Source organism: Arthrobacter sp. efr-133-TYG-104 (assembly GCF_030208915.1).
Lineage (GTDB): Bacteria > Actinomycetota > Actinomycetes > Actinomycetales > Micrococcaceae > Arthrobacter.
The window spans coordinates 78,872-102,232 of the sequence record NZ_JARVTA010000007.1; the positions used below are offsets into that span (position 1 = coordinate 78,872).

A 23,361-nucleotide genomic window follows, 5' to 3' on the forward strand; every position below is an offset into this window, starting at 1 on the left:
ATGGTGGGCATGACTACGCTTCCTCCGGATCCATTCGAAAACGACCCCATGCGCGAGCTTTCCGGAGCCGGAACGTCCACTGCCACCATTGAGCGCGAGGAAACGCGCCCGGAAGTGGAGCCCGGCGACCGTGAGCGGTTCTCCCACTATGTCCGCAAGGAAAAGATCATGGAGTCGGCCATGACGGGCGACCCCGTGATCGCTCTGTGCGGCAAGGTCTGGACCCCGGGTCGCGATCCCAAGAAGTTCCCGGTGTGCCCGGAGTGCAAGGAGATCTACGATGGTCTCCGCCCGGGTAAAGACGGTGGAGACAGCGGCCCAGGCAACTCCAAGTAGTGAGTGGGACAGAAACTCTTTTTGGTGGTCCATCGCTCCCTCCGGCGTACCCTGAACGGGCTGCCTGGGGGACTGCGCAGAAGCTCCGTGCGTGGCAGCAGGAGGCGCTGGATCTCTACATGGCCCGGCATCCAAAGGACTTCCTTGCCGTAGCGACGCCGGGCGCAGGTAAGACCACATTTGCCTTGCGCATTGCCACCACGCTGCTCGATGCCGGCGTCGTGAACCGGGTGACCATCGTTGCGCCAACGGACCACCTGAAACGGCAGTGGGCAGACGCGGCCGCGAAGGTAGGGGTCGCAATCGACCCCAACTTCAAGAACTCCGACGGCCAGCACGGACGGGGATTCGTGGGTGTTGCCGTTACCTATGCCCAGGTTGCCAGCAAGCCCATGCTGCATCGTGCCAAAACCGAGGCAGCCCGCACGTTGGTGATCTTGGACGAAATCCACCACGGTGGCGAAGCTTTGTCCTGGGGCGACGGCCTCCGGGAGGCCTTCGACCCCGCCTCCCGCCGGCTTTCCTTGACGGGTACGCCGTTCCGCTCTGACACTTCGCCCATTCCGTTCGTCGAATACGCCGAGGACAGGGACGGCATCCGGAGGTCCAAGGCGGACTACACCTACGGCTATGGCAATGCGCTGCGCGATCACGTGGTGCGTCCGGTGCTTTTCATGGCCTATTCCGGGCAGATGCGTTGGCGGACCAGCGCAGGGGATGAGATGGCCGCTTCACTCGGCGAGGCCGCGGTGACCAAGGACATCACTTCCCAAGCCTGGCGTACCGCACTGAACCCCACCGGGGAGTGGATTCCTGCCGTTCTGGCAGCAGCGGATAAACGCCTCAGCGAGGTGCGGCGGACAGTTCCTGACGCCGGTGGCCTGGTCATCGCCACGGACCACGACGACGCCCGCGCCTATGCAGGACAACTGAAGAAAATCACCGGGCAATCGCCCACGGTGATCCTCTCGGACGACTCCAAAGCATCCAACAAGATCGAGGAATTTTCTGCAGGGGACAAGCGCTGGATGGTGGCCGTCCGCATGGTCTCCGAAGGGGTGGACGTTCCCCGACTTTCGGTGGGCGTTTACGCAACATCGACGTCGACCCCGCTGTTCTTTGCCCAAGCCGTGGGTCGTTTCGTGCGTGCCCGGAAGAGGGGCGAGACGGCGTCGGTATTCCTTCCTTCCGTTCCGCCCTTGATGATCTTGGCGAACACCATGGAAGCGGAGCGTGACCACGCCCTGGACCGGCCGGAGACGGACGACGACGGGCTGTTCAGCCCCGAGGAGAACCTCATGGCTGAAGCGAACCGGGAAGACAAAGCCTCCGACGAGCTCACCAAGGGCAAGTTTGAGGCGCTGGATTCGCAGGCGTCCTTTGACCGGGTGCTGTTCGACGGCGGCGAGTTCGGCACGGGCGCGGATATCGGTTCGGACGAAGAGCTGGATTTCCTGGGGATACCGGGCCTGCTGGACGCCGAGCAGGTAGGCACGCTTCTGCGTCAGCGCCAACACGAACAGCAGTCCCGGAAGAAGCGCCAATCACCGTTGGCTGCTGCTGCCGCTCCAGCTATCCCTGACCACCGGATGTTGATGGACCTGAGGAGCGAACTGGCCAAGAACGTCGCCGCTTGGTCGGCCCGCACCGGGACACCCCACGGAGTGGTTCACACGAAGCTGCGCGAAGTCTGTGGCGGCCCCGCGGTTGCCCAAGCCAACGAGGAGCAATTGCAGGCACGCCTGCGCAAGCTCCAGGACTGGTTCATTGGCAGGAAGTAACCGATCCCGCGTCAATGAAGGCGGGATCAGTCCCGTTCCACCTCGACGCCGGCGTCTTCCATTTCCTCATACGCGTCGCTGAGGTCCTGGGCGATGCCGGCGGTGAGGCCTGCGACGACGGTGGTGGTGTACCCGGCCTGCACGGCATCGATCGCCGTTGCCTTGACGCAGTAATCCGTTGCCAAACCCACCACCACGACTTCTTCGACGTCGTGGCTTTGCAGCCAGTCATCCAATCCGATGGCGTCCTCATCGATTGCCTCTGGTTCCAGGGCACCGGCCTTGAGGTCGCCGGTGGGGACGTCGTCCTCGGGGGCCAGGATACCCTCGAATCCGGAATAGGCCGCGGTGTACTGTCCCTTGCGGAAATAGGCTTGGATGTACTCCGGGTCCAAGTCCTGGTGCAGTTCCGCGCCTTTGGTCCGTGCACGGCAGTGCGGTGGCCAGGTGTCCACCATGTCCGGTTCGTCCGAGAAGTGGTTGCCGGGCTCTATGTGCCAGTCCTGGGTTGCCACGATGTGATCGAAGTTTTGCTGGTGGGCGTCGAGGTACTCCGTGATGGCAGAGGCTACGGCAGCTCCACCATCCACGGCCAAGGCGCCGCCTTCACAGAAATCGTTTTGGACGTCAACGATGATCAGGGCGCGGGACATCAGTTCTCCTCGTACAAAGTGGGGATGGCTGGCTCGCCTCGCTGCAACCGGTTCACGACCGGCGGCAACTCGGCCATGGTCGCGGTGTGGCGTTGCTTGGCACGGATGACGCCCTCGGGGCCTGTCCATCCGGGCAGGACCTGACCGTTTTTGACGAACTGGTGCAGCAATGAGCGGTCGTTGCCGTCGTCCTCGGGACGGTGCCCGATGCCAATGAGCTCGTGGGTGGCGCGGCCGCGTTCGTTGAGCTTGCGGAGGGCGTACTTGCGCCCGCCCATGCTGACCTTGTTTTTGGCGGCCTTCGCTACCGGGATGAACTCGCCGGAGTCGTCGGTCCTGCTGACCAGTTTGTAGACCATGCTGGCGGTGGGAGCGCCGGACCCCGTGACCAGCGAGGTCCCCACGCCATAGGAGTCGACCGGAGCCGCTTGGAGGGCTGCAATCGCGAACTCATCCAGGTCCGAGGTCACCACAATCCGTGTGTTGACGTTCCCCAAGTCATCAAGCAATTGCCGCACCCACTGCGCTTGGGCAATGAGGTCACCGGAGTCCAGCCGGACTGCCCCCAGCTTGTCGCCGGCAAGTTCGACGGCGGTACGGACCGCCGTCTCGACGTCGTAGGTATCCACGAGCAGCGACGTCCCGGGACCGAACGCCGCGATTTGGGCCTCGAATGCCTCGCGCTCCGTGTCGTGGAGAAGAGTGAAGGAGTGCGCTGCCGTGCCTACCGTCTTGATGCCGTAGCGTCGTCCGGCCTCGAGGTTGGAGGTGCTGGCGAAGCCTGCGATGACAGCGGCGCGTGCTGCCGCCGTCGCCGATTCTTCCTGAGTGCGCCGGGAGCCCATTTCAATGCATGGCCGCGAGCCGGCTGCCGAGGTCATCCGCGACGCCGCCGAGGCAATGGCGCTGTCGTGATTGAGGACCGAGAGAATGAATGTTTCCAGGATGCAAGCCTCGGCGAACGTGGACTCGACGATCAGGATGGGGGAGTTGGGGAAGTAGGCGTCGCCTTCGGCGTAACCCCAAATGTCGCCACTGAACTCGTAGCTGGCCAGGTAGTCCAACGTTTCCTGGTTGACCACGTTATTGCGCTCAAGGAAGGCCAGTTCAGCGTCTCCAAAGCGGAAATCGGCGATGCCCTCCAGGAGGCGCCCGGTGCCTCCCACCACGCCGTAACGGCGGCCGTCCGGCAGGCGGCGCGCGAAGGCTTCGAAGACTGAACGGCGATGGGCAGCACCTGAATGCAGGGCGGCTTGGAGCATGGTCAGTTCGTAGTGGTCGGTGTACAAGGAAGTTGCGGGGTGGTCCCAGGAAGAGGCTCTACTCACGGATTCACTCTAGTGCGCGCCGCCATAGAATGGACAGATGACCCCTAGCGTTGCGTACGGCACGGACATTGATCAGCGGACGGACACTGCACAACAGACCTCCACCGATGTCCTCACTGCTCCGGACATTCCTTGGAACCTCGTGATCTGGAACGATCCCGTCAACCTCATGAGTTACGTGAGTTATGTCTTCCAGAGCTATTTCGGCTACTCGGAGGCCAAATCGCACAAGCTCATGATGGAAGTCCACAAAAAGGGCCGGTCGATTGTGGCGCACGGCAGTAAGGAACAAGTGGAGCAGCATGCGGTAGCCATGCACGGATTCGGCCTCTGGGCGACAGTTGAAAAGGCTGCCAGCGGCAACGAGACACCGGGAAAGGGCGGCCGCCAGCGTGGCTAAAGCATTCAAATACGGGCTCAAGGGCATCACCGGGCACCTGGAACCGGCGGAGCGCGACTTGCTGCGCGGTTTGCTGGACGATGTCATCTCCATGCTGGAATCGGACGTGCGGGAAAACGAGGATCCGCTGGCAGCACTCATCGGCCTGGACATGGACGCCAAGAAGCCCAGTGATCGCGCCCTCCTGCGGCTCTTGCCCAACGTCATGAAAGACGACGACGCCGGTTCCCTCGAGTTCCGGCAGCTCACCGAGCGCTCTGTCAGGGAAAGCAAGATCGGCGCACTCAAAGCCACCGCGCTGGGCTTGGACAAGAACGACCTTGTCCTGACCGGTGAAGAGGCGGCTCGCTGGTCCATGGCCCTCAACGATGTGCGGCTGGTCCTGGCTGAGCGGTTGGACATCCGCGATGAGGCGGACGCCGACCATATCCACAGCATGCAGGACTGGAGTCAGGCAGAGGATGTGGAGAGCTATCTGGCCTTGGTCTATAACTTCACCACCTGGCTGCAAGAGTCTTTGGTGCAGTCGATGATCTCCGCCAGGCAGGCGCAGTCCTGATAGGAGATGCCGACCCTGGACCGTCCGGTGTGACGCATCCGACACGAGGCGGTGGACACAGGTAATGGCCGGACACCAAGGGAAGCCTTATTCTCGAATAATTATGACTTCAGCATCGGGCAGTTCATCAGGCGACGCCCCCATAGGGGCCCGTCCGATCGGGATCTTTGACTCCGGCGTCGGCGGCCTTACGGTGGCCCGCTCCATTATCGACCAGCTTCCCAACGAATCGATCCTTTACGTGGGTGATACCGCGAACGGTCCCTATGGGCCGCTGCCCATTGCCGAAGTGCGGGCCAATGCCCTCGGGGTCATGGACGAACTTGTGGATTCCGGCGTGAAGCTACTGACTATCGCCTGTAATTCCGCATCGGCGGCGGTGCTTCGTGACGCGCGCGAGCGGTATACCGCCCGGTATGGCATTCCCGTCATCGAGGTCATCCAACCGGCCGTGCGGAGGGCTGTCTCGGCCACGCGTTCGGGCAGGATCGGAGTTATCGGCACGTCCGCGACGGTAGGCTCCAGGGCCTATGAGGATACGTTCGCCGCGGCCCCTGACCTCACCATTACCTCTGCAGCGTGTCCTGCGTTCGTGGAATTCGTTGAAGCCGGCATCACCACCGGCCCGGACCTTCTGGCAGCTGCCAACGAATATCTCCAACCGCTCAAGGACGCGGGTGTGGACACTGTGGTGCTTGGGTGCACGCACTATCCCTTGTTGACCGGCGTTATTTCCCTCGTCATGGGCGAGGACGTGACACTGGTTTCCAGTGCCGAAGAAACGGCCAAGGACGTGTACCGGGCGTTGGCCAACCACGGAATCCAACGGACGGCCGCCAGCGCGCCCAGCCACGAGTTCGTGGCCACCGGGGATGCAGCAGGTTTTGAAACACTTGCGCGGCGCTTCCTTGGCCCTGAAGTCCTTTCCGTGAAGCACGTGGACCACGTGGCGGCCCAATACCCCACCGGCAGTCTCGCCCGTATCACACCGGAAATGTTGCAAGCCGCCCGTGCAGGTTCCGGCCTGTCGCGGCGCTCCTACTTCGTCCAGCCGGACGGCCTCCCGCCCGTGGATCCCGCTACGGGCCTGGGACGTGGCCTGTGAAACTGACCATCGTCGGCTGCACCGGTTCGTTTCCCGGTCCCGGCTCACCGGCGTCGTGCTATCTGGTGACCGCCCACGACGGCGAACGTCAGTGGAAAATCGTGATGGACCTTGGCAGCGGGGCGCTCGGTGCCATCCAGCGGTACACGGATTTGGAGGACATCGACGCGATTTTCCTCACGCACCTGCATCCGGACCACTGCATGGACCTGTGCGGATTGCACGTGGCAGTCCGGTGGAAGCCGGGCGGCTGGGGCCGCGACAGGATCCCCGTATGGGGTCCTGCAGCGACGGCGGACAGGATGGCTACCGCCTACGGGCTGGACTTGGATCCGGGCATGCACGAGGAATTCGATTTCACGCACTGGGCCGAGCGCCAGCCGGTAACGGTGGGGCCTTTCACGGTGACTCCCTTCGCGGTGAACCATCCGGTGGAGGAAGCCTATGGTTTGCGGGTCACTGCCACTGAGCCGGGCAAAGACGGCGTAACGGTCACACGGACGCTGGCCTATTCGGGTGACACCGATTCGTGTTCCGGCTTGGAAGACGCGGCACGGGACGCGGATCTTTTCCTGTGCGAAGCAGCCTTCGAAGAAGGCCGCGATGACGCGATCAAGGATGTGCACCTGACGGGCAAGCGCGCGGGTGAGGCCGCCAGGAATGCAGGTGCCAAGCGCCTGCTCCTGACGCACATTCCCGTGTGGACCTCCCACACCAAGGTGATGTCAGAGGCCAAGCCTGTCTTTTTGGGGGACGTTGCTGTGGCGGTCGCCGGAGTCCATTACACGATCTAGGCATGGCTAAGCTTGAGGCATGACTTCTGAAGCTACAGGCATACCCGTGACCCGCGCCGACGGCCGGACTCCCGACCAGCTCCGCCCCATCAGCATCACCCGGGGTTGGTCCAAGCAGGCCGAAGGTTCGGCGCTCATCGAGTTCGGCAACACCCGGGTGCTCTGCACGGCTTCCCTGACAGAGGGCGTGCCGCGGTGGCTCAAGGGTGAGGGTCGCGGCTGGGTCACCGCGGAATACGCCATGCTTCCCCGTGCTACCAACACCCGGTCCGCCCGTGAGTCCGTCAAGGGCAAGATCGGCGGCCGCACCCATGAAATTTCCCGTTTGATCGGGCGATCGCTGCGCTCCATCATCGACACCAAGGCGCTGGGCGAGAACACGATAGTCCTGGACTGTGACGTCCTCCAGGCCGACGGCGGTACACGTACCGCGGCGATCACGGGAGCCTATGTGGCACTCGCCGAGGCCATCCGCTTCGCCCGCGAGAACAAGTTGATCGCCCGCAACGCCGAGCCGTTGGTGGATACCATCGCTGCAGTCTCCGTGGGAATTATTGATGGCGTGCCCATGTTGGACCTGCCATACGTCGAAGATGTCCGCGCAGAAACCGACATGAACGTCGTGGTCACCGGTTCGGGCAAGTTCGTGGAAGTCCAGGGGACCGCGGAGGGTGCCCCGTTCGACCGTGACGAGCTCAACGCCTTGCTGGACCTCGCACTGCTCGGTACCAGCCAGTTGTCCGTCATCCAGCGCGAGACCCTGGCGGAAGCGCCGTGAGCGCTGACTTGTCCCCAGGCAGTGATTCGTCCCGAGGCAGTGATTCGTCCCGAGTCACGGGACCGCGCCTGGTCTTGGCCACGCACAACAAAGGCAAGTTAAAAGAACTGCGGGAACTCCTGCGCGGCCAGGTGCCAGGGCTCGACGTCGACACCCAAGTGGTGGACGCCGGCGCGGTAGGGGCTCCGGACGTCGCCGAAACAGGCGTGACGTTCGCGGAAAATTCGCTGTTGAAGGCGAGGTCCGTGGCCATGGCCACCGGCCTTGTGGCGATTGCTGATGACTCCGGGTTAGCCGTGGACGTCCTTGGCGGCGCTCCCGGGATCTTTTCCGCACGCTGGTCCGGCCGGCACGGAGATGATGCGGCCAACCTGGACCTGCTCCTGGCCCAGCTTTCGGACGTTCCGGATGCGTTCCGTGGGGCTGCGTTCGTGTGCGCCGCGGCCCTGGCCGTGCCCGGTCCCGACGGAGTACTGCACGAGACGGTGGAGTACGGCCAACTGGAAGGCACGTTGCTGCGGCACCCCCGCGGCGCAGGCGGATTTGGCTACGATCCCGTACTGCAGCCGGCCGGGATGGATCGAAGCTGCGCCGAGTTGAGCTCGGAGGAGAAGAACGCCATCAGCCATCGCGGCGAGGCATTCCGCGCTCTTATGCCCGCCATCGTTTCGGCGTTGTCCGGCGGCGTTGTCCCGAGAGGATGACTCGGAGATGGAGGCTTAGCGGCCGCCTGTTGTGCCGCCGTCGTGATCTTCGATGAATTCGTCCACGGGGGCGGTGCCGTTGGTGGCGGCCCTACGCCTCGCGAAGAATCCGCGGGCCACTTCGATGGCGATCGGTATCACCGAAATCAACACGATGACGATGAAGATGAGGTCCAGATTGGCCCGGACCCAAGGGACGCTGTCGCCCAAGAGGTAGCCCAGGAGCGTCACCCCGCCGCCCCAGAGCACGGCACCGATGACGTTGAAGAGGAAGAACTTGCGCTTGTCGATCTGGGCGACCCCGACGATCACGGGCACGAACGTGCGGATGATCGGCACGAATCGGGCGAGGATGAGTGCCTTTCCGCCGTGCTTCTCAAAGAAGGCGTGCGCGCTTTGGACATTTTCCCTCTTGAAGAGCCGGGAGTTCGGTCGGTTGAAGATGGCCGGCCCGGCTTTGGCACCAATGAGGTAGCCGGCTTGGTTGCCGATCACGGCAGAGACGATGACCAGCGCCGCGAGCGCCCAAATATTGAATTTGATGGTTCCCGTTGCCACCAGCAGGCCGGCGGTGAAGAGCATCGAATCGCCCGGGAGGAAGAATCCCACCAGCAGGCCGGTTTCGGCGAAGATGATGCCGCATACCAGGAGCACAACCCAGGGAGCCAAAGCCGGATCGGCCAGGAACACTTGGGGGTCCAGCCAACCGGGCAGGAAAGAGCCCATAGGCGGCCGCACCGGTCCGGCGCCTCCGAACATGGATACGGCAAGGTGGTTCACAGCTGAAAGGATCACCCTTCAAGCCTACTTGACCGCCGTCGTCGTTCGTTTTCCGCGGTGAGCCGCGCGGACCGGACTGGGGTTTGGAAGTGTAGTGGACGGGGGTTTGGAACTGTAATATTGTCCGGTGGCCTTGGACTTTACTGCGATCGACTTCGAAACAGCCAACGGTTTCAGGGGGTCGCCCTGTTCTGTGGGGCTCAGCAAGGTCCGCGGGGGCGTAGTGGTGGAGGAAGCCTCATGGCTGATGCGTCCCCCGGAAAACCACGACCACTTCGAGTTTCACAACACGCGAATCCATGGCATCAGGGCAGAAGACGTAGCGGGCCAGCCGCGGTTCGGGGAGCTCTTTCCGGAAATCGGGGCGTTCATCGGTGGGGACATCCTTGCCGCGCACAACGCCGCCTTCGATCTCGGCGTCATCCGGTCCGGCTTGGAAGTTTCCGGCCTCCCTGGTCCTGCCTACGAGTTTGTCTGCACGGTGATGCTTTCGCGCCGTTGCTATTCTTTGGTGTCCAACTCCTTGCCCTACGCCGCCGAGGAAGCAGGAGTGCCACTGGTCAATCACCACGACGCCGCCGAGGATGCCCGGGCCTGCGCCGGAATCCTGGTGGACATCGCGCGTCGCAACAATGCCAACAGCATCGCCGAACTCTACCTTTCGTTGGGCCTCACCGTGCCCAAACAACCAGCCTTCGACCCGTCGGCCGGGTTGTCCAAAGCAACTCTTTCAGCCCTCGCAGCCAGGCTGGGCACCAGCGCGGGCGGAACCGCCGGCAACGGCTCGGTGGGACAACGTGATGCCCGCTCCGGTGCTTGGTCCACTTGGCGCGAGGAAGGGCCGAACCCGGTGCCCAACGCCGCTGCTGAGCCCGGTCACCCGCTTTTTGGCCAAACCGTGGTATTCACCGGCGACCTTGCCATCCCCCGGCCCGAAGCGAAGTCACGGGCGGCGGATATGGGTGCCCGCCCCGAGAGCAGGGTCACTGCACGGACCACGGTGTTGGTGGTTGGGGATGGCTTCGTCGCGGGGGACCTTCGGGCAGGACGGCTGACGGGCAAGGCCAAACGGGTACTGGAACTGCACGCCAAGGGGCAGCAGATCGAGGTTGTCTCCGAAGGTGAATTCCTGCAGATGGTGGGCGGAAACTAGTGGCCGGTCACCCCGTGGTGACGGCGATCAGCCTCGAGGCCATCCCTTGGACCACTTCACTGCCTTCGAGCGTCTCCAGCCACCCGGACGGCAAGCATTCTTCGCCGTAGAAGGCGCCGAGGATGTTCCCGGCGATGGACGCCGTCGAATCGCTGTCACCGTTGTGGTTGACCGCGACGCCAATGGCACTGCGGAAGTGCTCGGTGGGCTCGCTCCCGCTGGTCGAAAGAACGGCATAAAGCCCGACGGCGAGGGCCTCCTCGGCGACCCATCCCTCACCCAGCGCCGCCGTCAACTCCCCGGGCGGCGTGACAGAGGGCTTCTCCGAAAGTTGGATCGCCGTTCTGAGGCGGTCCGGGAGCTCCGGGGCCTTGGTGGGAGACTGCTCGATGTAGTCCAGCGCGGACTCGGCGGCGCTCCGGATGTCGGAGCCAGCCACGATTTTGTGAATCAGCAGACTGAAGACGGCAGCGCTCAACCGTGCGGAAGGGTGTCCATGGGTCAGCGAGGCGGCATCGGAACTGAGCTTGTAGACCGTTTCGGGGGAGATGTGCGGGATGAGCCCGAACGGCGCTGAGCGCATCACTGTACCGGAGCCCTTGGAGTCGGGGTTTACGGGGCGGGCCACGGTTCCCATCTGGCCCGATGCCAGGCCGCTGATGCAGTCCTCTGCCGGCGCGCGGCGTTGCCGAAGAACCTCCTGCTGGTCGATCCAGCGGGGTTGCGGCACCGGGGCGGAGGAATTCGGGGCGACGCCTTGGGTTGCGAGCCACCGCAAATAAGCAAGCCAAAGGCACGCGAGTTCGTCGGCAGCAACGCCGTCGTTGGCCCATTCCAAGGCTTCAACAAGCCCATCGACGGTGTAGAGCGTCATTTGAGTGTCGTCCGAGAAGTGGCCACCGCCGTCGAGCTGTTCAAAGGAGGTGAGGCCCTCCTGGCCGTACTCTGCGCGGATCGCGGACAACGATTCAAACTCCACGGCGTAGCCCAGGGCATCACCCAAAGCACCACCGAGCAATGCTCCGCGGACACGGGATTCGAAGGTTGGAGGGACGGGCGTGGAAGCGTTAACACTCATGCCAGTAACTTACCGTGGCCCGCGCACCCGCTGATATGGTGGGGAAGCTTCCCGGACCGCTTGAACCTTGGAGAAAAGACGTGCGTGAACCCGCTTGGCGACGGACGGGCAAGACTCCCGATTACAGGTTTTCGCTCGCCAATGAACGCACCTTCCTGGCATGGATACGAACCTCGCTTGCCCTGCTTGCCGGTGCTATCGCGATTGACCAGTTGGCGCCGAACATCGCTCCGCAACCTGTGCGGATCATCCTTTGCGTGGTGCTTTCCTTCATCGGGGCCGGGCTCGCGGTCCTGTCCTACCGCAGGTGGGGCCTGATGGAAGCTGCGATGCGCAACAACCAGGCGCTGCCGTTTTCCCGCGTCCTGCTGTTCATGACCATTGTGGTGGCGGTGGCTGCTTTTGGCTTCGCCGTCTTGATCCTCATGGCCCGGTGAAGATGGACCTCCGGGATCCAGGGCTTCAACCTGAACGCACCACCTTGGCGTGGCGGCGGACGCTGATCTCGCTGGTGGTGGTGGACCTGTTTATCTGGCGCCGGTGGCTCTCGGGGCTCGCCGGAGCCCACCCGGGGTTCGATTATCAAGGGCTCTGTGCGCTGGTGGCTGCTGCTGCGACCGTTGTCCTTGCCGTAGTGGTGTGGGTTCGCTCACGCGTACTGCATATGGGCAACCAAGCAGCGTATACCCAAGCGGTGTCCCGCAGGTTGGTTCTCTCCAGCACGCTGGCGGTCATGGCACTGGGCGCAGCCGTCATCGCGGCCATCGCCTCGGGCGGCTAAGCTCGTCATCGGGCCGCGGCAGGCCAAGGTCCAGCAACTGCACAGCTTCGGCTGGCAAGATTCGTTGGGGCCAGCACCCACTGCTCCGGTCACCCCGTGCTCCGGTCACCCGCATTTCACCACCAACTTTAAGGATCCATCCGCCATGACCACTCCCGTATTGGACACCGCCGACCGCAGCCCGGGACTCCTGGCCCGGGCCTCGGCTGAAGCCCTCGGATCGATGTTTGTGGTGCTCGTGGCGGCCGGTGTGGCAGTCTTCTCCACGCCCGCTTCTGCTCCTGTCCCCACTGCCTTGGCTGCTGGCCTGACAGTGACCGCCGCGATGTTTGCCTTCGGGCATGTCTCCGGTGGGCACTTCAACCCCGTCGTCACGGTGGGCAACTTCATAGCAGGCCGCATCCGGGCAGTAGCCGCGCTCGCCTACGTGGTGGCGCAGGTCGTCGGTAGCATTCTCGGCGCGGCGCTCGTCTACTTCGTGGTGTTGACGGTGCCTGTCCTCACTGACGCGAGGAAGGCCTTCGACGCCGCAGCTCCTGGTTTTGGGGAGCACTCCTTGGCGCAAACCCAGATGGCTGGCGTTCTTTTGGTTGAGGTTATCGGTGCGGCGCTGATCGTCGCTGTGTTCCTTGGCTCCACCGTGGGCCGCCGCGCACTGCCGTCGGCAGCACCCATTGCTGTTGGCCTGACCATGGCAGTCCTGCTCCAATTCGGCCAGGTCTTGGGTAACCTTCCCTTCAATCCTGCCCGTGCTACAGCCCAGGCGTTCTTCAGCGATTCCTGGGCCTTGGGGAGCTTGTGGCTGTTTTGGGTGGCCCCCATCATGGGCGCCGTCCTGGCAGGTTTGGCGTTCCGCGGGCTACGCGACGCTTCCTCGGCCAAGGCCGCCAAGGAAGCCAGCGCCGATGCCGTGGTTCCCTCGGCCGAGGTGGCTCGCGTGGAGAACAAGAACGCTTCGGACGACGAGGATTCGAACGTATCGGAGCGACTCGACGATGAGGACCTGGCCGAAACCGACTCCGTTGAGTCCGGCACGGTCGCGACCCCAACCTCGCGGACGCAGCAAACATCAACTGATGAGGCACGCGAGTTTTTCGACGGCAAGAGAGGCTAGCAACCGCCAAGGCTCGACGACGGATGGCTCGCCTTCCTCTTTTTGTCGGTGCCCCCGGTTAACTTGGGAACATGAGGTTACTCCACACATCCGATTGGCATCTGGGCCGCTCATTCCACGGCGTTGGCATGCTGGAAGCACAGCGCGGCTTCGTGGACCAGTTGGTCGCGTTCGTTGTGTCGGCCGGGGTGGATGTGGTCCTGATAGCGGGGGACGTTTACGATCGCGCGTTGCCGGGCCTTGACGTTGTCAAGTTGTTGGACGAGGCCTTGGTCCGGATCACAGAAGCCGGGGCCCGTGTGGTACTCACCAGCGGCAACCACGATTCCGCCATCCGGCTTGGTTTTGCTTCCCGCCTCTTGGAACGCGGGGGAGTGCACCTGAGGACGCGGATCGAAGACTTGGATGTCCCGGTTGTCCTGCCGCTGGACCCGGAGCAGTCTGTGGAGTCGGGACAGCCTGCGGACCCGGAACAGCCTGCGGACCCGGAACAGCCTGCCAAGGGCGTTGTCGCTATTTATGGCATCCCGTACTTGGAGCCCCGGCTCGTAGCCGACGGCCTGGGAGTTGAGAACGCCAGCCACTTTGACGTTACTTTCGAAGCCGTACGGAGGATCCGGGCCGACGTCGAACGCCGGCGCGCGCTGGGCCCGGTGTATCCTGTGGTCCTCGCCCACACCTTTGCCTCCGGCGGGATTACGTCGGAAAGCGAGCGGGACTTGAGCATCGGCGGCCTCGGTGCGGTACCACTGGATCTCTTTGAGGGCTTCACCTACACTGCCTTGGGCCACCTCCACGGGCGGCAGGAGTTGGCCCCCAATGTGCGTTATTCGGGCTCGCCGTTGGCCTACTCATTCTCGGAAGCAAACCATCGCAAGGGCGCTTGGTTGCTGGACATAGAACCCGGGGACGAGGCAGGAGGGCCTGGCGCCGTGGCGGTCCAGGAGGTGACGTGGCAAGAGCACAAGGCATTAGCTGTGTTGCGCGGACAGTTGGCGGAGCTTCTGGAGTCTCCCGAGCACGCGTGGGCAGAGTCTGCCTACTGCCAGGTCACGTTGACTGACACCCAGCGCCCAACCCAGGCGATGGAGCAGGTGAGGTCACGTTTCCCGGACACCCTTGTTTTGGTTTTCGACCCCGACGACGCTGGGGTGCGGAGCAAGGAAAGCTACAGCCGCAGGTTAGCTGATGCCAGGGACGACCTCGACGTCTGCTGCGGGTTCCTGGAGCACGTTCGCGGGCGGGAGTCCGGCAACGCGGAAGTAGCCGCATTACGTGAGGCCTTGGAGGCTGCCAGGGTGGCGGAGGCGGAGCTATGAGGATCCATCGCCTGGACCTGGAGGCTTTCGGGCCCTTTGCTGCAAAACAGCACATCGACTTTGATCAATTGGGCGCCCAGGGTTTGTTCCTCCTGAACGGAGCCACGGGAGCGGGCAAAACCAGCGTCCTCGACGCGATCTGTTTCGCCCTCTACGGGTCCGTGCCGGGTGCACGCCAAGAGGGAAAGCGCCTCCGCAGCGACCACGCCGCTCCAGGGGTGGAACCGCATGTTGTCTGCGAATTCTCGGCCCGGGGCCGTCGGTTCGAGGTGACCAGGTCTCCGGCCTGGGACAGGCCCAGCGCACGTGGCCGCAAGGGCTTCACCACCCAACAGGCCAAGACCCTCCTGCGTGAACGAGTGGCGGGGAATTGGATTGAGAAGTCATCCCGGAATGATGAAGTGGGTGCCGAGCTCTCCGATGTTCTCGGTATGGACCGCGATCAGTTCACGCGCGTGGTGATGTTGCCCCAGGGTGATTTCGCCGCTTTCCTGCGGTCAAAAGCCGGTGACCGCCTTGATCTCCTGCAGAAACTTTTCGGTACCCAACGGTTCGAGGCAGTCGAGAAGCAAGTTGCGCTCCAAGCCGCGGACGCTGCGCGGGCGGTAGAACAGAACGCAAGGCACCTCGACAATCTTCTTGACAGGGCGGCTGGAGAAAGGGATCACCTGGGCCTTCCTGCATTCGGCGAGGCCGGCGGTTCCGCCGTCGAACTCGATCAAGCTGCCCGCGCACCGGAGCCGGAGGCGTGGCTTGAAGCGCTGGAGGCCGAAATAGCGGCGGAAACTGAGCGACGGCAAGCCCATGCCAAGCTAGCGGAGGCCCGCGCCAGGCAACGTGAGGAGCAGTTGCAGCACGACGTGCAAAAAGCGAAGCGTCACGCCCGCCTCGCGGCCGGAATGCAACGGCGGGTGTTGCTGGAGTTGGCAGCACCGCCTGCGCTCGAAAAGAAAGACAAGCTCGCCCGGCACCGTCGCGCGGCCGTCCTTAGCGGGCATCTGGAAGCACTCGACACCGCCGTCGGCATATTCCACGCCGCGCGTGACCGCAAGGATCACGCCGTGGAGCGCTTGGAGGCAGCAGCCTTGGACGTGTCGGATCCCAAAGCCGCCTTGGAAACGACCAACACCACCTTGGCCGTTTTGGACGCCAGATTGCCCGATGAGCAGCGCCTGGAGCAGGTTACGGCCCAGCTGGCCTCCAGGCGCGACGAGCTGGAACGGCTGGGAGAGACTGCCAGCGAGGCGGCCGCCTCGCTGGACGAGCTGACGGCGGAAGAAACAGCCGTTACCGCAGGCATCGAGCTTCTCGAGCCCGTGGCGGCCCGCCATGTGGAAGTCCAACGTGAGGCTGAAGCGGCAGAGCACCATGTGGACCTCGTGATCCGCCACGCGGCCTCCGTGCAGGAACTGGACGTTCTTACGGAGAGCCACGCTCAGGCCCGCACCGAGTCCCAGGATCTCCGGCAAGCTTGGCTCGACGTGAGGGAAGCGCGGCTGGCAAATGCCGCCGGTGAACTTGCTGCCGCCCTGATTCCGGGGCAACCCTGTGCCGTCTGCGGCAGCCACGACCATCCTGCCCCTGCTGCCGCGGCCCAGTCCGCCCTGAGCATCGCCCAAGACGAGCAAGAGGCCGAGCGCGCCTTCCAAGCAAGCGAGCAAGTCCTCGGACAGATCGCAGCGGACCTCTCAGCAGCGACGGAACGGGTCGCAGGCCTCGCTGCCCAAGGAGGTTCGGATGAGCTGGATGAAGCTGAACACCGCTTGGCGTCCTGGAAAGCGGCTGTGGTGGAGGCGCGCGAGGCTTCCCAGGCCTTGGAGAAACTTCGAGCCAAACACGAGTTGCTCACTGGCCGCATCGTCCTGGTGAAGGAACAACTCAGCGAGACCAGGCAGGCATCCGTGCAAGCCTCGTCCGCGGCAGACATGCTGCAGGAACAATTCGTTGCTTTGGAAGCAACACTCACAACGCTGAGACGGGACTTTCCGAGCCTGCGGGAACGCTCAGAAGCCCTCTCTGCACAACGGATGCTCCTTCAAACCGCCGTCGACGCCGTCGCTGTATTTGACCACGCCGACAAGGCCCGATTGGAGGCTGCAGCAGCCCTGGATAAGGCGCTTCCCGGGGCCGGGTTCGCGTCAGCGGAGGACGCGCGCCGGGAGCTCTTATCGGCCTCCGACGTCGTGGCGTTGGAGACGGATTTGGCGGAGTTCGACGCCGAGGCAGCGCGAATTGAGGAATTGTTTGCCAGCGAGGATCTTTCGCTTGCTTCCAAGGAAGTTGGCATCGGCGACCTCCCATTGCCTGCGGCCGAGTTGGACGCGGCCCGGGCAGCAGCTGCAGTGGCCGGTGAGGAGGCCCGCAACGTGGCGCTAGCGGCAGGCCTTGCGGAGAAGGCTGAGAAGTCGGTGGGCCGTATCCGGGCGGAGTACGTGGAGTCAGCCCAGTCAGGGAAGGAACCACGGCAACGGGCAGGCATGCTCTCCGGGCTGGCAGAGACTGTCCGCGGTGCCGGTGAGAACAGCTACCGAATGAGCCTGAACAGCTACGTGCTTGCTGCCCGGCTTGAACAGGTGGCTGTCGCTGCGTCCGAGAGGCTTGTTGCCATGAGCGATGGCCGGTACACGTTGCGGCATACGGATGCGCGCGCCGCCCGCAACCAAAAGTCTGGCCTTGGGCTGGAAGTGGTGGATGAGTGGACAGGACAGCAAAGGGACACGGCCACGTTGTCCGGTGGTGAATCCTTTATGGCTTCCTTGGCGTTGGCGCTTGGGCTGGCGGACGTTGTGCAACAAGAAGCCGGCGGCGTTGACATCGAAACGTTGTTCGTCGATGAAGGCTTCGGCAGCCTTGACGAGCAAGCGCTGGAACAAGTTATGGATGCCTTGGAGGGGCTGCGCGACGGGGGCAGGGTCGTAGGACTGGTCAGCCATGTAGCCGAGATGAAACAGCGCATCCAAACCCAGTTGCAGGTGGTCAAGGGCAGGCATGGGTCCAGTGTCCACATCGCCGGCGCCGGTCCGAGCTAAGGCCGATCCGATAGACTTGAACCGATACCGGGTCGCGCGCATCGGGAGGAGGGACGATGCGCAGCTATTAGCGAACCCGGAATCATGGAAAAACCTATTGTGACCCCTTTGCCTTCGCGGAAACCCGTACCTTCGCAGATGCCCGCGCCTTCGCGGATACCTTTGCCTACGCGGAAATCCGCGCCGTCACCGGCAGCCCAAAAACGCACCTCCCGCCTGCCTGGCAGATTCTCCCGCCTGCCCGAACTTGCAGGGCCCGGATTCCTCCCACTGGGACTATTTGCCCGCGTTCCCCTGGCGATGCTGACGGTAGGGACACTGACCCTGATCACGGCCGTCAGCCAGTCCTACGCCCTTGGCGGTATGGCGGCAGGAGCCGTCGGCATCGGGTCGGCCATCGGCGCCCCCGTCCTCGGTTCTTTGGCGGACCGGGCCGGCCAGCGCACGGTACTGCTCGTGGCCGCCGTCGTGAATGCATTGGCGGTGGCGGGTCTGCTCGCCGCTGCCTATGTGACGCCAACATATGAGTCCGTGCAGGACGCCTCTTCAGTGTTGCTGGTAGCCCTGCTCGCCGGTGCAAGCTGTCCCCAGGTTGGACCTATGGCCCGGGTGCGTTGGATGGCGTTGACCAGCCGCAACCTGGAATCGAGCGGTGGCCGCGGAAGCGTCGCCAGCAACAGGGCGGATCTGGACACGGCACTGTCCTACGAAGGCACCGCGGACGAGGTCACGTTTGTCCTCGGACCGGCACTTGTGGGTATCCTCGCCAGCATGGTTGCCCCGTGGCTACCGTTGGCGTTGGCGGCTGCCATAACTATCACCCTGGTCCCGGCGTTTGCCGTGCACCCGAGCCAGGAAGCCGTGGTCCCCACCCGCCGGAAGCAACCCACAAGTGCCCGGACGCCGAACGACAATCCCGCCCGGCGCGGCCGCTGGACGGCGGCCGTCGTGGCTGTTCCGGTCGTTGCCATGGTATGCATGGGCACTTTCTTCGGGGCCACCCAAAACGCACTCAGCGCATTTTCGGCACAGTACGCCACCGCCGAGATCGCCGGACTCCTCTATTCGGTGATGGGCTTGAGCTCGGCTGTTGCGGCGTTGTCCGTGGCGTACTGGCCCCAGCGGTTCAGTCTGGCCGCCCGCTGGGTTGTCGCGGCGTTGGCCATGGCCTTGTTATCCGTGCTGCTGGTGCTGCCTGCCGGAATCTGGCCCATGGTCTTTATCCTGTTGCTCCTAGGCGTTCCGGTAGGGCCCGTAATGGTCACTGTCTTCAGTATTGGCGGCGTGGTTGCCCCTTCCGGACGGATGGCGACGGTCATGACTGCCCTTGCCAGCGGGATTGTGGCAGGGACCGCACTTGGTTCTTATGTGGCCGGCCAGCTGGCGCAGGCACAAGGGGCAACAGCGGCTTTCATCGTTTCGATGGCCGCAGCGGTGGCACTGCTGCTGTTGGGCGTCCTCACCGCCTTGGTCATGCGGCGGCGAGCGCGGGACTAGGCGCCTCCCATGTCAGCCGCCGTTGCGGTACCCCGTAGGTGAGTTGCCAAAAGAAGCACGGAAAATCCGGCTGAAGTGGGCGGCATCGGTGAATCCCCACCGTGCAGCAATGGCTGTGACCGGGCGGTCCGCGAGGACGGGGTCCCTCAGATCGCGGCGGCACCGTTCCAGCCGGCGCTGCCGAATGGATGTCGCCACCGTGGTCCCGATCTCCTGGAACAGGTCATGGAGGTGCCTGGTGGAGATGTAATGAGCGGCCGCAATGCTTCCGGGGGAAAGTTCCGGGTCCCCGAGGTTGGCCTCGATGTAGTCATGGATCCGGCCGAGCAGGAGCAAGTGTGGGTCCCGGCCTGTTTCAATGAGCTGGTCCAGCTCGCCGTTGAAGAGCGTGGTGACCAAGTCCAGCGCGTTGTGCACCAACCGGAGTCCGTTGGTTCCTGACAGGGCTTCCAGGTTCTCTGCCAGCCGCACCAGAAAGGGACTGATGATCTCGCCGAGACCTTGGTCGCCCGGAATACGCAGGGCCGTCACATGCTCCATGGCCCCCGCAGGAAGGTCCAGCACGCCGTGGGGGAACATCAGCACCAGCGTCCGGAAGTCGTCGTCGAACGTCAGTTGGTAGGGGCGGGAGGTGTCGTAGATCGAGAGATCGCCAGGGTGCAGTATCGCTTCGCGTTCGTCCTGGACCAAGCGGCCCGTTCCAGCGAGTTGGATACTGAGCTTGAAGAAGCGTCCCGTGGATTTGGCGATCAATTCGGAAGTGCGCATTACCGTGTGTGGTCCTGCGGTGATGTCCACAACGGAAATTTGGCCGAGCACGCGTCCGCGCATCGTGCCGTGGAACTGCGCATTGGCCGGACCCTTCGCCAACAAAGGAACGAAAGAAGCCGAAATGGCCTTGGTCCATTCTTGGAAAGACCCTGCCACGATTGTTTGAACGGTGGTGGCGCCTGCTTCGGCCTGGACGGTCATCCAATTCCCTTTCAACGGCCCGCGGTACCGGGCCGCTTCGGGAGGGTCGTTGGTGCGGACGTGAGCTTGCCCACGATTCTACACCGGCTCGCCTCTGCAAGGGTGCATGCGTGAACCGACAAACACCCTGCCGTGTGAGACAAGTCACGGCCCGTCTTGACGGTGGAAGATTGCGGAAAGACCCACCCCGTGCCGCGCGATGATCCGCGGCACCGAAGCAGGAGCACACTATGAGCGTGGACAATCCCGTCAAAGGCAAGACCAGCAGTGCCACCATCAGCAAGAGGCGGCTCGGCGTACCAGCCGTAACTTTCATGATTATCGCCGCATCCGCACCGCTGACCGTACTTGCCGGCGGAGTCACCACGACGTTCGCTGTAACAGGGGTGGTAGGTGTCCCGCTATCTTTCCTGATCCTCGGCGGGATTCTGGCCCTGTTTGCCGTGGGCTACGCGGCAATGAGCCGCTACGTGACGAACGCCGGAGCGTTCTATGCCTACATAGCGCAGGGAATCTCACGACCGGCCGGGGTGGGGGCTTCCCTGGTTGCACTCATGGCATACAACCTCATGCAGATCGGCATCTACGGACTGTTCGGCTTCACAGTCTCCTCACTCCTGTCGACCCGCCTGGGCATCAATGTGCCGTGGTGGATTCCCGTCCTCGTGTGCATAGCAATTGTGGGGTGGCTGGGCGTCAACCGGGTGGACTTGTCCGCCAAGGTGCTGGGCGTTCTGGTGGCCCTCGAATTCGTAGTGGTCATCGCCTACGACGTGATCAGCCTGGCAGTGGCTCCTGAGGGCGTCAGTGCGGAGGCTTTCAGCCCCGCCACGCTCTTTGTGCCAGGGATCGGGGCGGTGCTCTCGTTCGGCATCGCAGCCTTCATGGGTTTTGAATCAGCGGCCATCTATGGAGAAGAGTCCAAGGACCCGCAGCACACGGTGGCCAGGGCGACGTTCGCGGCGGTGGGCATCATCGCGGTGTTCTATGCGGTGTCCGCATGGGCGATGACAGTAAGCACAGGCCCCTCCTCCGTTATCGCGGCCGCCACCACCAGCGGCCCGGACATGATCTTTTCGTTCCTCGGTGCGCACGGGGGAGTCCTGCTCAGTGACATCGCCCAGCTCCTCTTCGTTACCAGCCTCTTTGCTGCGCTGGTCAGTTTCCACAACGCCGTTGCCCGGTACTTTTTCTCCCTCGGCCGCGAACGCGTCCTCCCATCAGCGCTGGCCAAGGTTCGGACAGGAAGCGGAGCTCCCTTCGCCGGGTCCTTGGCCCAGACGGTGATCGCCGTCGTCGTGACCGTGGCGTTCGCCATCGCCGGGTCCGGATCCGATCTTGGCGAGATGTATCCGGTGCTGACGATGTTCACGTGGCTGACGAATAGCGGCGCGATGGGACTCGTACTGTTGATGGCTGTGGTGTCCGTGGCCGTGATCGGGTTTTTCCGGAAGCAGCGGCATGCTGCCAGCTTGTGGGTAAAAGTGATCGCTCCGGCCCTTGGATTTGTTCTCCTGGCACTCGTTTTCGGCCTCATCACAGTGAACTTCAATGTCCTTCTGGGCCAGACCGACTCCACCCCGGCGTCGTTCATCCTTCCCGCACTGGTGCTGCTCCCCGGCGTCGTAGGCATCATCTGGGGTTTGCGGTTGCGGCGCTCGCAGCCGGCCCTCTACGCACGTATCGGTCACGGGTCCGAAGACGACTGAGAGGACCGCCCCCCGGGGCACAGGTCAGGCGAGCTGGGTTTCGATTCGCGCGGCACTCGCGGCCAGTGCCTCGCCCACGGCTTCGGCATCCTGGTCCAGCCGGATATAGACGACGGCGATCGCTGCCGGCCGTCCCGAGGGGACGTGAATCGGGGCCGCTAATGAGGAGAGGCCAGCGATGACTTCGTCATGGCTCGCCGCGTACCCCCTCTTACGCGCCTCCTGCGCTTCCGGCCGGTAGGGGATGCCCGGGGCCATCTGATCCCACCGTTCTTCACTCATGGTGGATTGGATGGCTATGCCGGGAGCTCCACTGCTGACGGGGTGGCGGCTTCCCGGGTGTTGGGCCAGGGCAGCGCCGGAGTGCCTGGGCTCGACCGTCACCAAGGTGACGCATTCCTGGTGGTCCCAGACGGCCACAAAGGCGGTCATGTGAAAAGTGTTTGCCAACTGGGTCAGCTCCGGCAACGCGGCGGTTTGGAGATTCCGGGACACGCCACTGGCCAAGACCGCCAGCCCTGGCCCGGGTTGGACACGGCCTGAGTCGTCGCGGACCAGCAGTGAGTGGTCCTCGAGCGTCCGGAGGATGCGGTAAGCCACCGAGCGGTGGACACCCAGCGCGGTCGTAAGTTCGGCGATGGTGAGCGGCCGTTCTGCTGCGGCGAGGATTTCCAGGGCGCGGATTCCCCGTGAGAGCGTTTGGGACGGCGGGACCTGGGCTGTTGCTTCGCCTGGGCCCTGGGTGGCGCTGCGGGGATTCATGCGAACCATCCTATGGTGCTGGGCCGGCTTTCCCGCTTGACCCTAGCCACCCAGCTGGCTCACGACGTCGGCATCGGTCAGTTGCCCGAATTCTTCATAGAACGCCCCGACGGCGTGGAACTTACCCGGGATGTGGAGGGGAAGCACAAAGTCGCACACCCGCGCCAGGGACGACGTGCCTTCCAAGGACGATACGGGGACCGCAGAAATGACCGTAGAGGCGCCTCCCGCGCGGACCGCTTCCACCGCGGCCCGCATGGTGGCCCCGGTCGCAAGGCCGTCGTCCACGAGGATCACCGTTTTTCCGTGGAGATCATGGCCAATGCCCGGGTACTCGTCGGCGCGGCGCAAAAGCTCCGTGCGCTCGTGGGCTTCGACGGCGTCCAGCGCAGCCTGGGTGATGCCGCGGGAAAGAATCAGTTCCTTGATGGGTTTGTTGACGATCCGGAGGACATCTCCCTGCGACCAAGCCAGTGCGCCAAAGGCGGTCTCGTCCCGGCCGGGAATGCCGAGCTTGCGCACCAGCACGGCGCCGAAGGGCAGGCTCAAGGCTTCGGCGGTTGCGGCTGCGACCGGTACGCCGCCGCGGGCGAGCCCGAGCACAATGGTGCTGCGATTTTCCCGGAACTGGGGGAGAGCTTCAGCCAAGCGCCTGCCGGCCTCTGCCCGGTCTTTGTAACGCACGCCCATCTGCTCCACTTCCATGTCCATCGTTTGCAGACCCCAGCC

The 23,361-nt window shown here is 63.7% G+C and carries 23 protein-coding genes; 16 read left to right on the forward strand and 7 right to left on the reverse strand.

What is annotated here, in order from left to right; all coding sequences use genetic code 11:
• Positions 1-336 (forward strand): DUF3039 domain-containing protein, encoded by a 336-nt coding sequence (locus tag QRN04_RS07400; RefSeq protein WP_284975413.1) that lies wholly within the window; start codon positions 1-3, stop codon positions 334-336.
• Positions 336-2,117: a DEAD/DEAH box helicase gene (locus QRN04_RS07405; RefSeq protein WP_284975367.1), complete on the forward strand. Its 1,782-nt coding sequence runs from the start codon at positions 336-338 to the stop codon at positions 2,115-2,117. Before QRN04_RS07400 ends, QRN04_RS07405 begins: the two co-directional genes overlap by 1 nt.
• 26 nt (positions 2,118-2,143) lie before the next feature.
• Here the strand turns inward: QRN04_RS07405 and QRN04_RS07410 are convergent, their stop codons facing one another.
• Both QRN04_RS07410 and QRN04_RS07415 read right to left on the reverse strand, forming a co-directional pair.
• Positions 2,144-2,770: an isochorismatase family protein gene (locus QRN04_RS07410; RefSeq protein WP_284975368.1), complete on the reverse strand. Its 627-nt coding sequence runs from the start codon at positions 2,768-2,770 to the stop codon at positions 2,144-2,146.
• Positions 2,770-4,098, reverse strand: coding sequence for a nicotinate phosphoribosyltransferase (locus QRN04_RS07415; protein ID WP_284975369.1), 1,329 nt, complete (start codon positions 4,096-4,098; stop codon positions 2,770-2,772). Before QRN04_RS07415 ends, QRN04_RS07410 begins: the two co-directional genes overlap by 1 nt.
• A 37-nt stretch (positions 4,099-4,135) precedes the next feature.
• Between QRN04_RS07415 and clpS the strand changes: the two genes are divergently transcribed.
• The 6 genes from clpS (at position 4,136) to rdgB (ending at position 8,438) form a co-directional block, all read left to right on the forward strand.
• On the forward strand, positions 4,136-4,498 hold the full coding sequence (gene clpS / locus QRN04_RS07420; protein WP_284975370.1) for an ATP-dependent Clp protease adapter ClpS: 363 nt from the start codon (positions 4,136-4,138) through the stop codon (positions 4,496-4,498).
• Entirely contained in the window at positions 4,491-5,057 is a 567-nt protein-coding gene (locus QRN04_RS07425) for a DUF2017 domain-containing protein (RefSeq protein WP_284975371.1), read from the forward strand. The genes clpS and QRN04_RS07425 overlap by 8 nt, the downstream gene beginning before the upstream one ends.
• Positions 5,058-5,160: 103 nt before the next feature.
• Positions 5,161-6,162 carry a glutamate racemase gene (gene murI, locus QRN04_RS07430; RefSeq protein WP_284975372.1) on the forward strand — a complete coding sequence of 334 codons (1,002 nt, stop codon included), beginning with the start codon at positions 5,161-5,163 and terminating at the stop codon, positions 6,160-6,162.
• Entirely contained in the window at positions 6,159-6,956 is a 798-nt protein-coding gene (locus tag QRN04_RS07435; protein ID WP_284975373.1) for an MBL fold metallo-hydrolase, read from the forward strand. The genes murI and QRN04_RS07435 overlap by 4 nt, the downstream gene beginning before the upstream one ends.
• Before the next feature lie 19 nt (positions 6,957-6,975).
• Complete coding sequence (gene rph, locus QRN04_RS07440) at positions 6,976-7,734, forward strand: ribonuclease PH (protein ID WP_284975374.1); 759 nt, start codon at positions 6,976-6,978, stop codon at positions 7,732-7,734.
• 8 nt (positions 7,735-7,742) lie between these two features.
• Positions 7,743-8,438 carry an RdgB/HAM1 family non-canonical purine NTP pyrophosphatase gene (gene rdgB, locus QRN04_RS07445; RefSeq protein WP_284975414.1) on the forward strand — a complete coding sequence of 232 codons (696 nt, stop codon included), beginning with the start codon at positions 7,743-7,745 and terminating at the stop codon, positions 8,436-8,438.
• A 15-nt stretch (positions 8,439-8,453) separates the two neighbouring features.
• Here rdgB and QRN04_RS07450 read toward each other — a convergent pair whose 3' ends face one another.
• A complete protein-coding gene (locus tag QRN04_RS07450) occupies positions 8,454-9,218 on the reverse strand; it encodes a VTT domain-containing protein (RefSeq protein ID WP_284975415.1) in 765 nt (254 codons plus the stop codon).
• 127 nt (positions 9,219-9,345) lie between these two features.
• Here QRN04_RS07450 and QRN04_RS07455 point away from each other — a divergent pair, with 127 nt between their 5' ends.
• Positions 9,346-10,371 (forward strand): 3'-5' exonuclease, encoded by a 1,026-nt coding sequence (locus QRN04_RS07455; protein ID WP_284975375.1) that lies wholly within the window; start codon positions 9,346-9,348, stop codon positions 10,369-10,371.
• Between the two features lie 7 nt (positions 10,372-10,378).
• Here the strand turns inward: QRN04_RS07455 and QRN04_RS07460 are convergent, their stop codons facing one another.
• Positions 10,379-11,449: an ADP-ribosylglycohydrolase family protein gene (locus QRN04_RS07460; protein ID WP_284975376.1), complete on the reverse strand. Its 1,071-nt coding sequence runs from the start codon at positions 11,447-11,449 to the stop codon at positions 10,379-10,381.
• Positions 11,450-11,529: 80 nt separating this feature from the next.
• Here QRN04_RS07460 and QRN04_RS07465 point away from each other — a divergent pair, with 80 nt between their 5' ends.
• The 6 genes from QRN04_RS07465 to QRN04_RS07490 all read left to right on the forward strand — a co-directional run bounded on the left by QRN04_RS07465 (position 11,530) and on the right by QRN04_RS07490 (position 19,189).
• Positions 11,530-11,886, forward strand: coding sequence for a YidH family protein (locus QRN04_RS07465; RefSeq protein ID WP_284975377.1), 357 nt, complete (start codon positions 11,530-11,532; stop codon positions 11,884-11,886).
• 2 nt (positions 11,887-11,888) lie between these two features.
• Positions 11,889-12,230, forward strand: coding sequence for a DUF202 domain-containing protein (locus QRN04_RS07470; RefSeq protein ID WP_284975416.1), 342 nt, complete (start codon positions 11,889-11,891; stop codon positions 12,228-12,230).
• A gap of 145 nt (positions 12,231-12,375) precedes the next feature.
• On the forward strand, positions 12,376-13,344 hold the full coding sequence (locus QRN04_RS07475; RefSeq protein WP_284975378.1) for an aquaporin: 969 nt from the start codon (positions 12,376-12,378) through the stop codon (positions 13,342-13,344).
• 71 nt (positions 13,345-13,415) lie between these two features.
• Positions 13,416-14,663, forward strand: coding sequence for an exonuclease SbcCD subunit D (locus QRN04_RS07480; protein ID WP_284975379.1), 1,248 nt, complete (start codon positions 13,416-13,418; stop codon positions 14,661-14,663).
• Positions 14,660-17,692, forward strand: a complete 3,033-nt coding sequence (locus tag QRN04_RS07485) for an AAA family ATPase (protein ID WP_284975380.1) — start codon at positions 14,660-14,662, stop codon at positions 17,690-17,692. Before QRN04_RS07480 ends, QRN04_RS07485 begins: the two co-directional genes overlap by 4 nt.
• A gap of 84 nt (positions 17,693-17,776) precedes the next feature.
• Entirely contained in the window at positions 17,777-19,189 is a 1,413-nt protein-coding gene (locus QRN04_RS07490) for an MFS transporter (protein WP_284975381.1), read from the forward strand.
• A gap of 12 nt (positions 19,190-19,201) precedes the next feature.
• On the opposite strand, the gene QRN04_RS07495 is transcribed toward QRN04_RS07490, so the two are convergent.
• A complete protein-coding gene (locus QRN04_RS07495; protein ID WP_284975382.1) occupies positions 19,202-20,161 on the reverse strand; it encodes an AraC-like ligand-binding domain-containing protein in 960 nt (319 codons plus the stop codon).
• Positions 20,162-20,391: 230 nt separating this feature from the next.
• Between QRN04_RS07495 and QRN04_RS07500 the strand changes: the two genes are divergently transcribed.
• Positions 20,392-21,870: an APC family permease gene (locus tag QRN04_RS07500; protein ID WP_284975383.1), complete on the forward strand. Its 1,479-nt coding sequence runs from the start codon at positions 20,392-20,394 to the stop codon at positions 21,868-21,870.
• 24 nt (positions 21,871-21,894) lie between these two features.
• On the opposite strand, the gene QRN04_RS07505 is transcribed toward QRN04_RS07500, so the two are convergent.
• Both QRN04_RS07505 and QRN04_RS07510 read right to left on the reverse strand, forming a co-directional pair.
• Positions 21,895-22,641 (reverse strand): IclR family transcriptional regulator, encoded by a 747-nt coding sequence (locus QRN04_RS07505; protein ID WP_410549346.1) that lies wholly within the window; start codon positions 22,639-22,641, stop codon positions 21,895-21,897.
• A gap of 33 nt (positions 22,642-22,674) precedes the next feature.
• The gene (locus QRN04_RS07510; RefSeq protein ID WP_284975417.1) at positions 22,675-23,337 is read right to left on the reverse strand and encodes a phosphoribosyltransferase; all 663 of its coding nucleotides are present in this window, start codon (positions 23,335-23,337) and stop codon (positions 22,675-22,677) included.
• Positions 23,338-23,361: the final 24 nt, after the last annotated feature.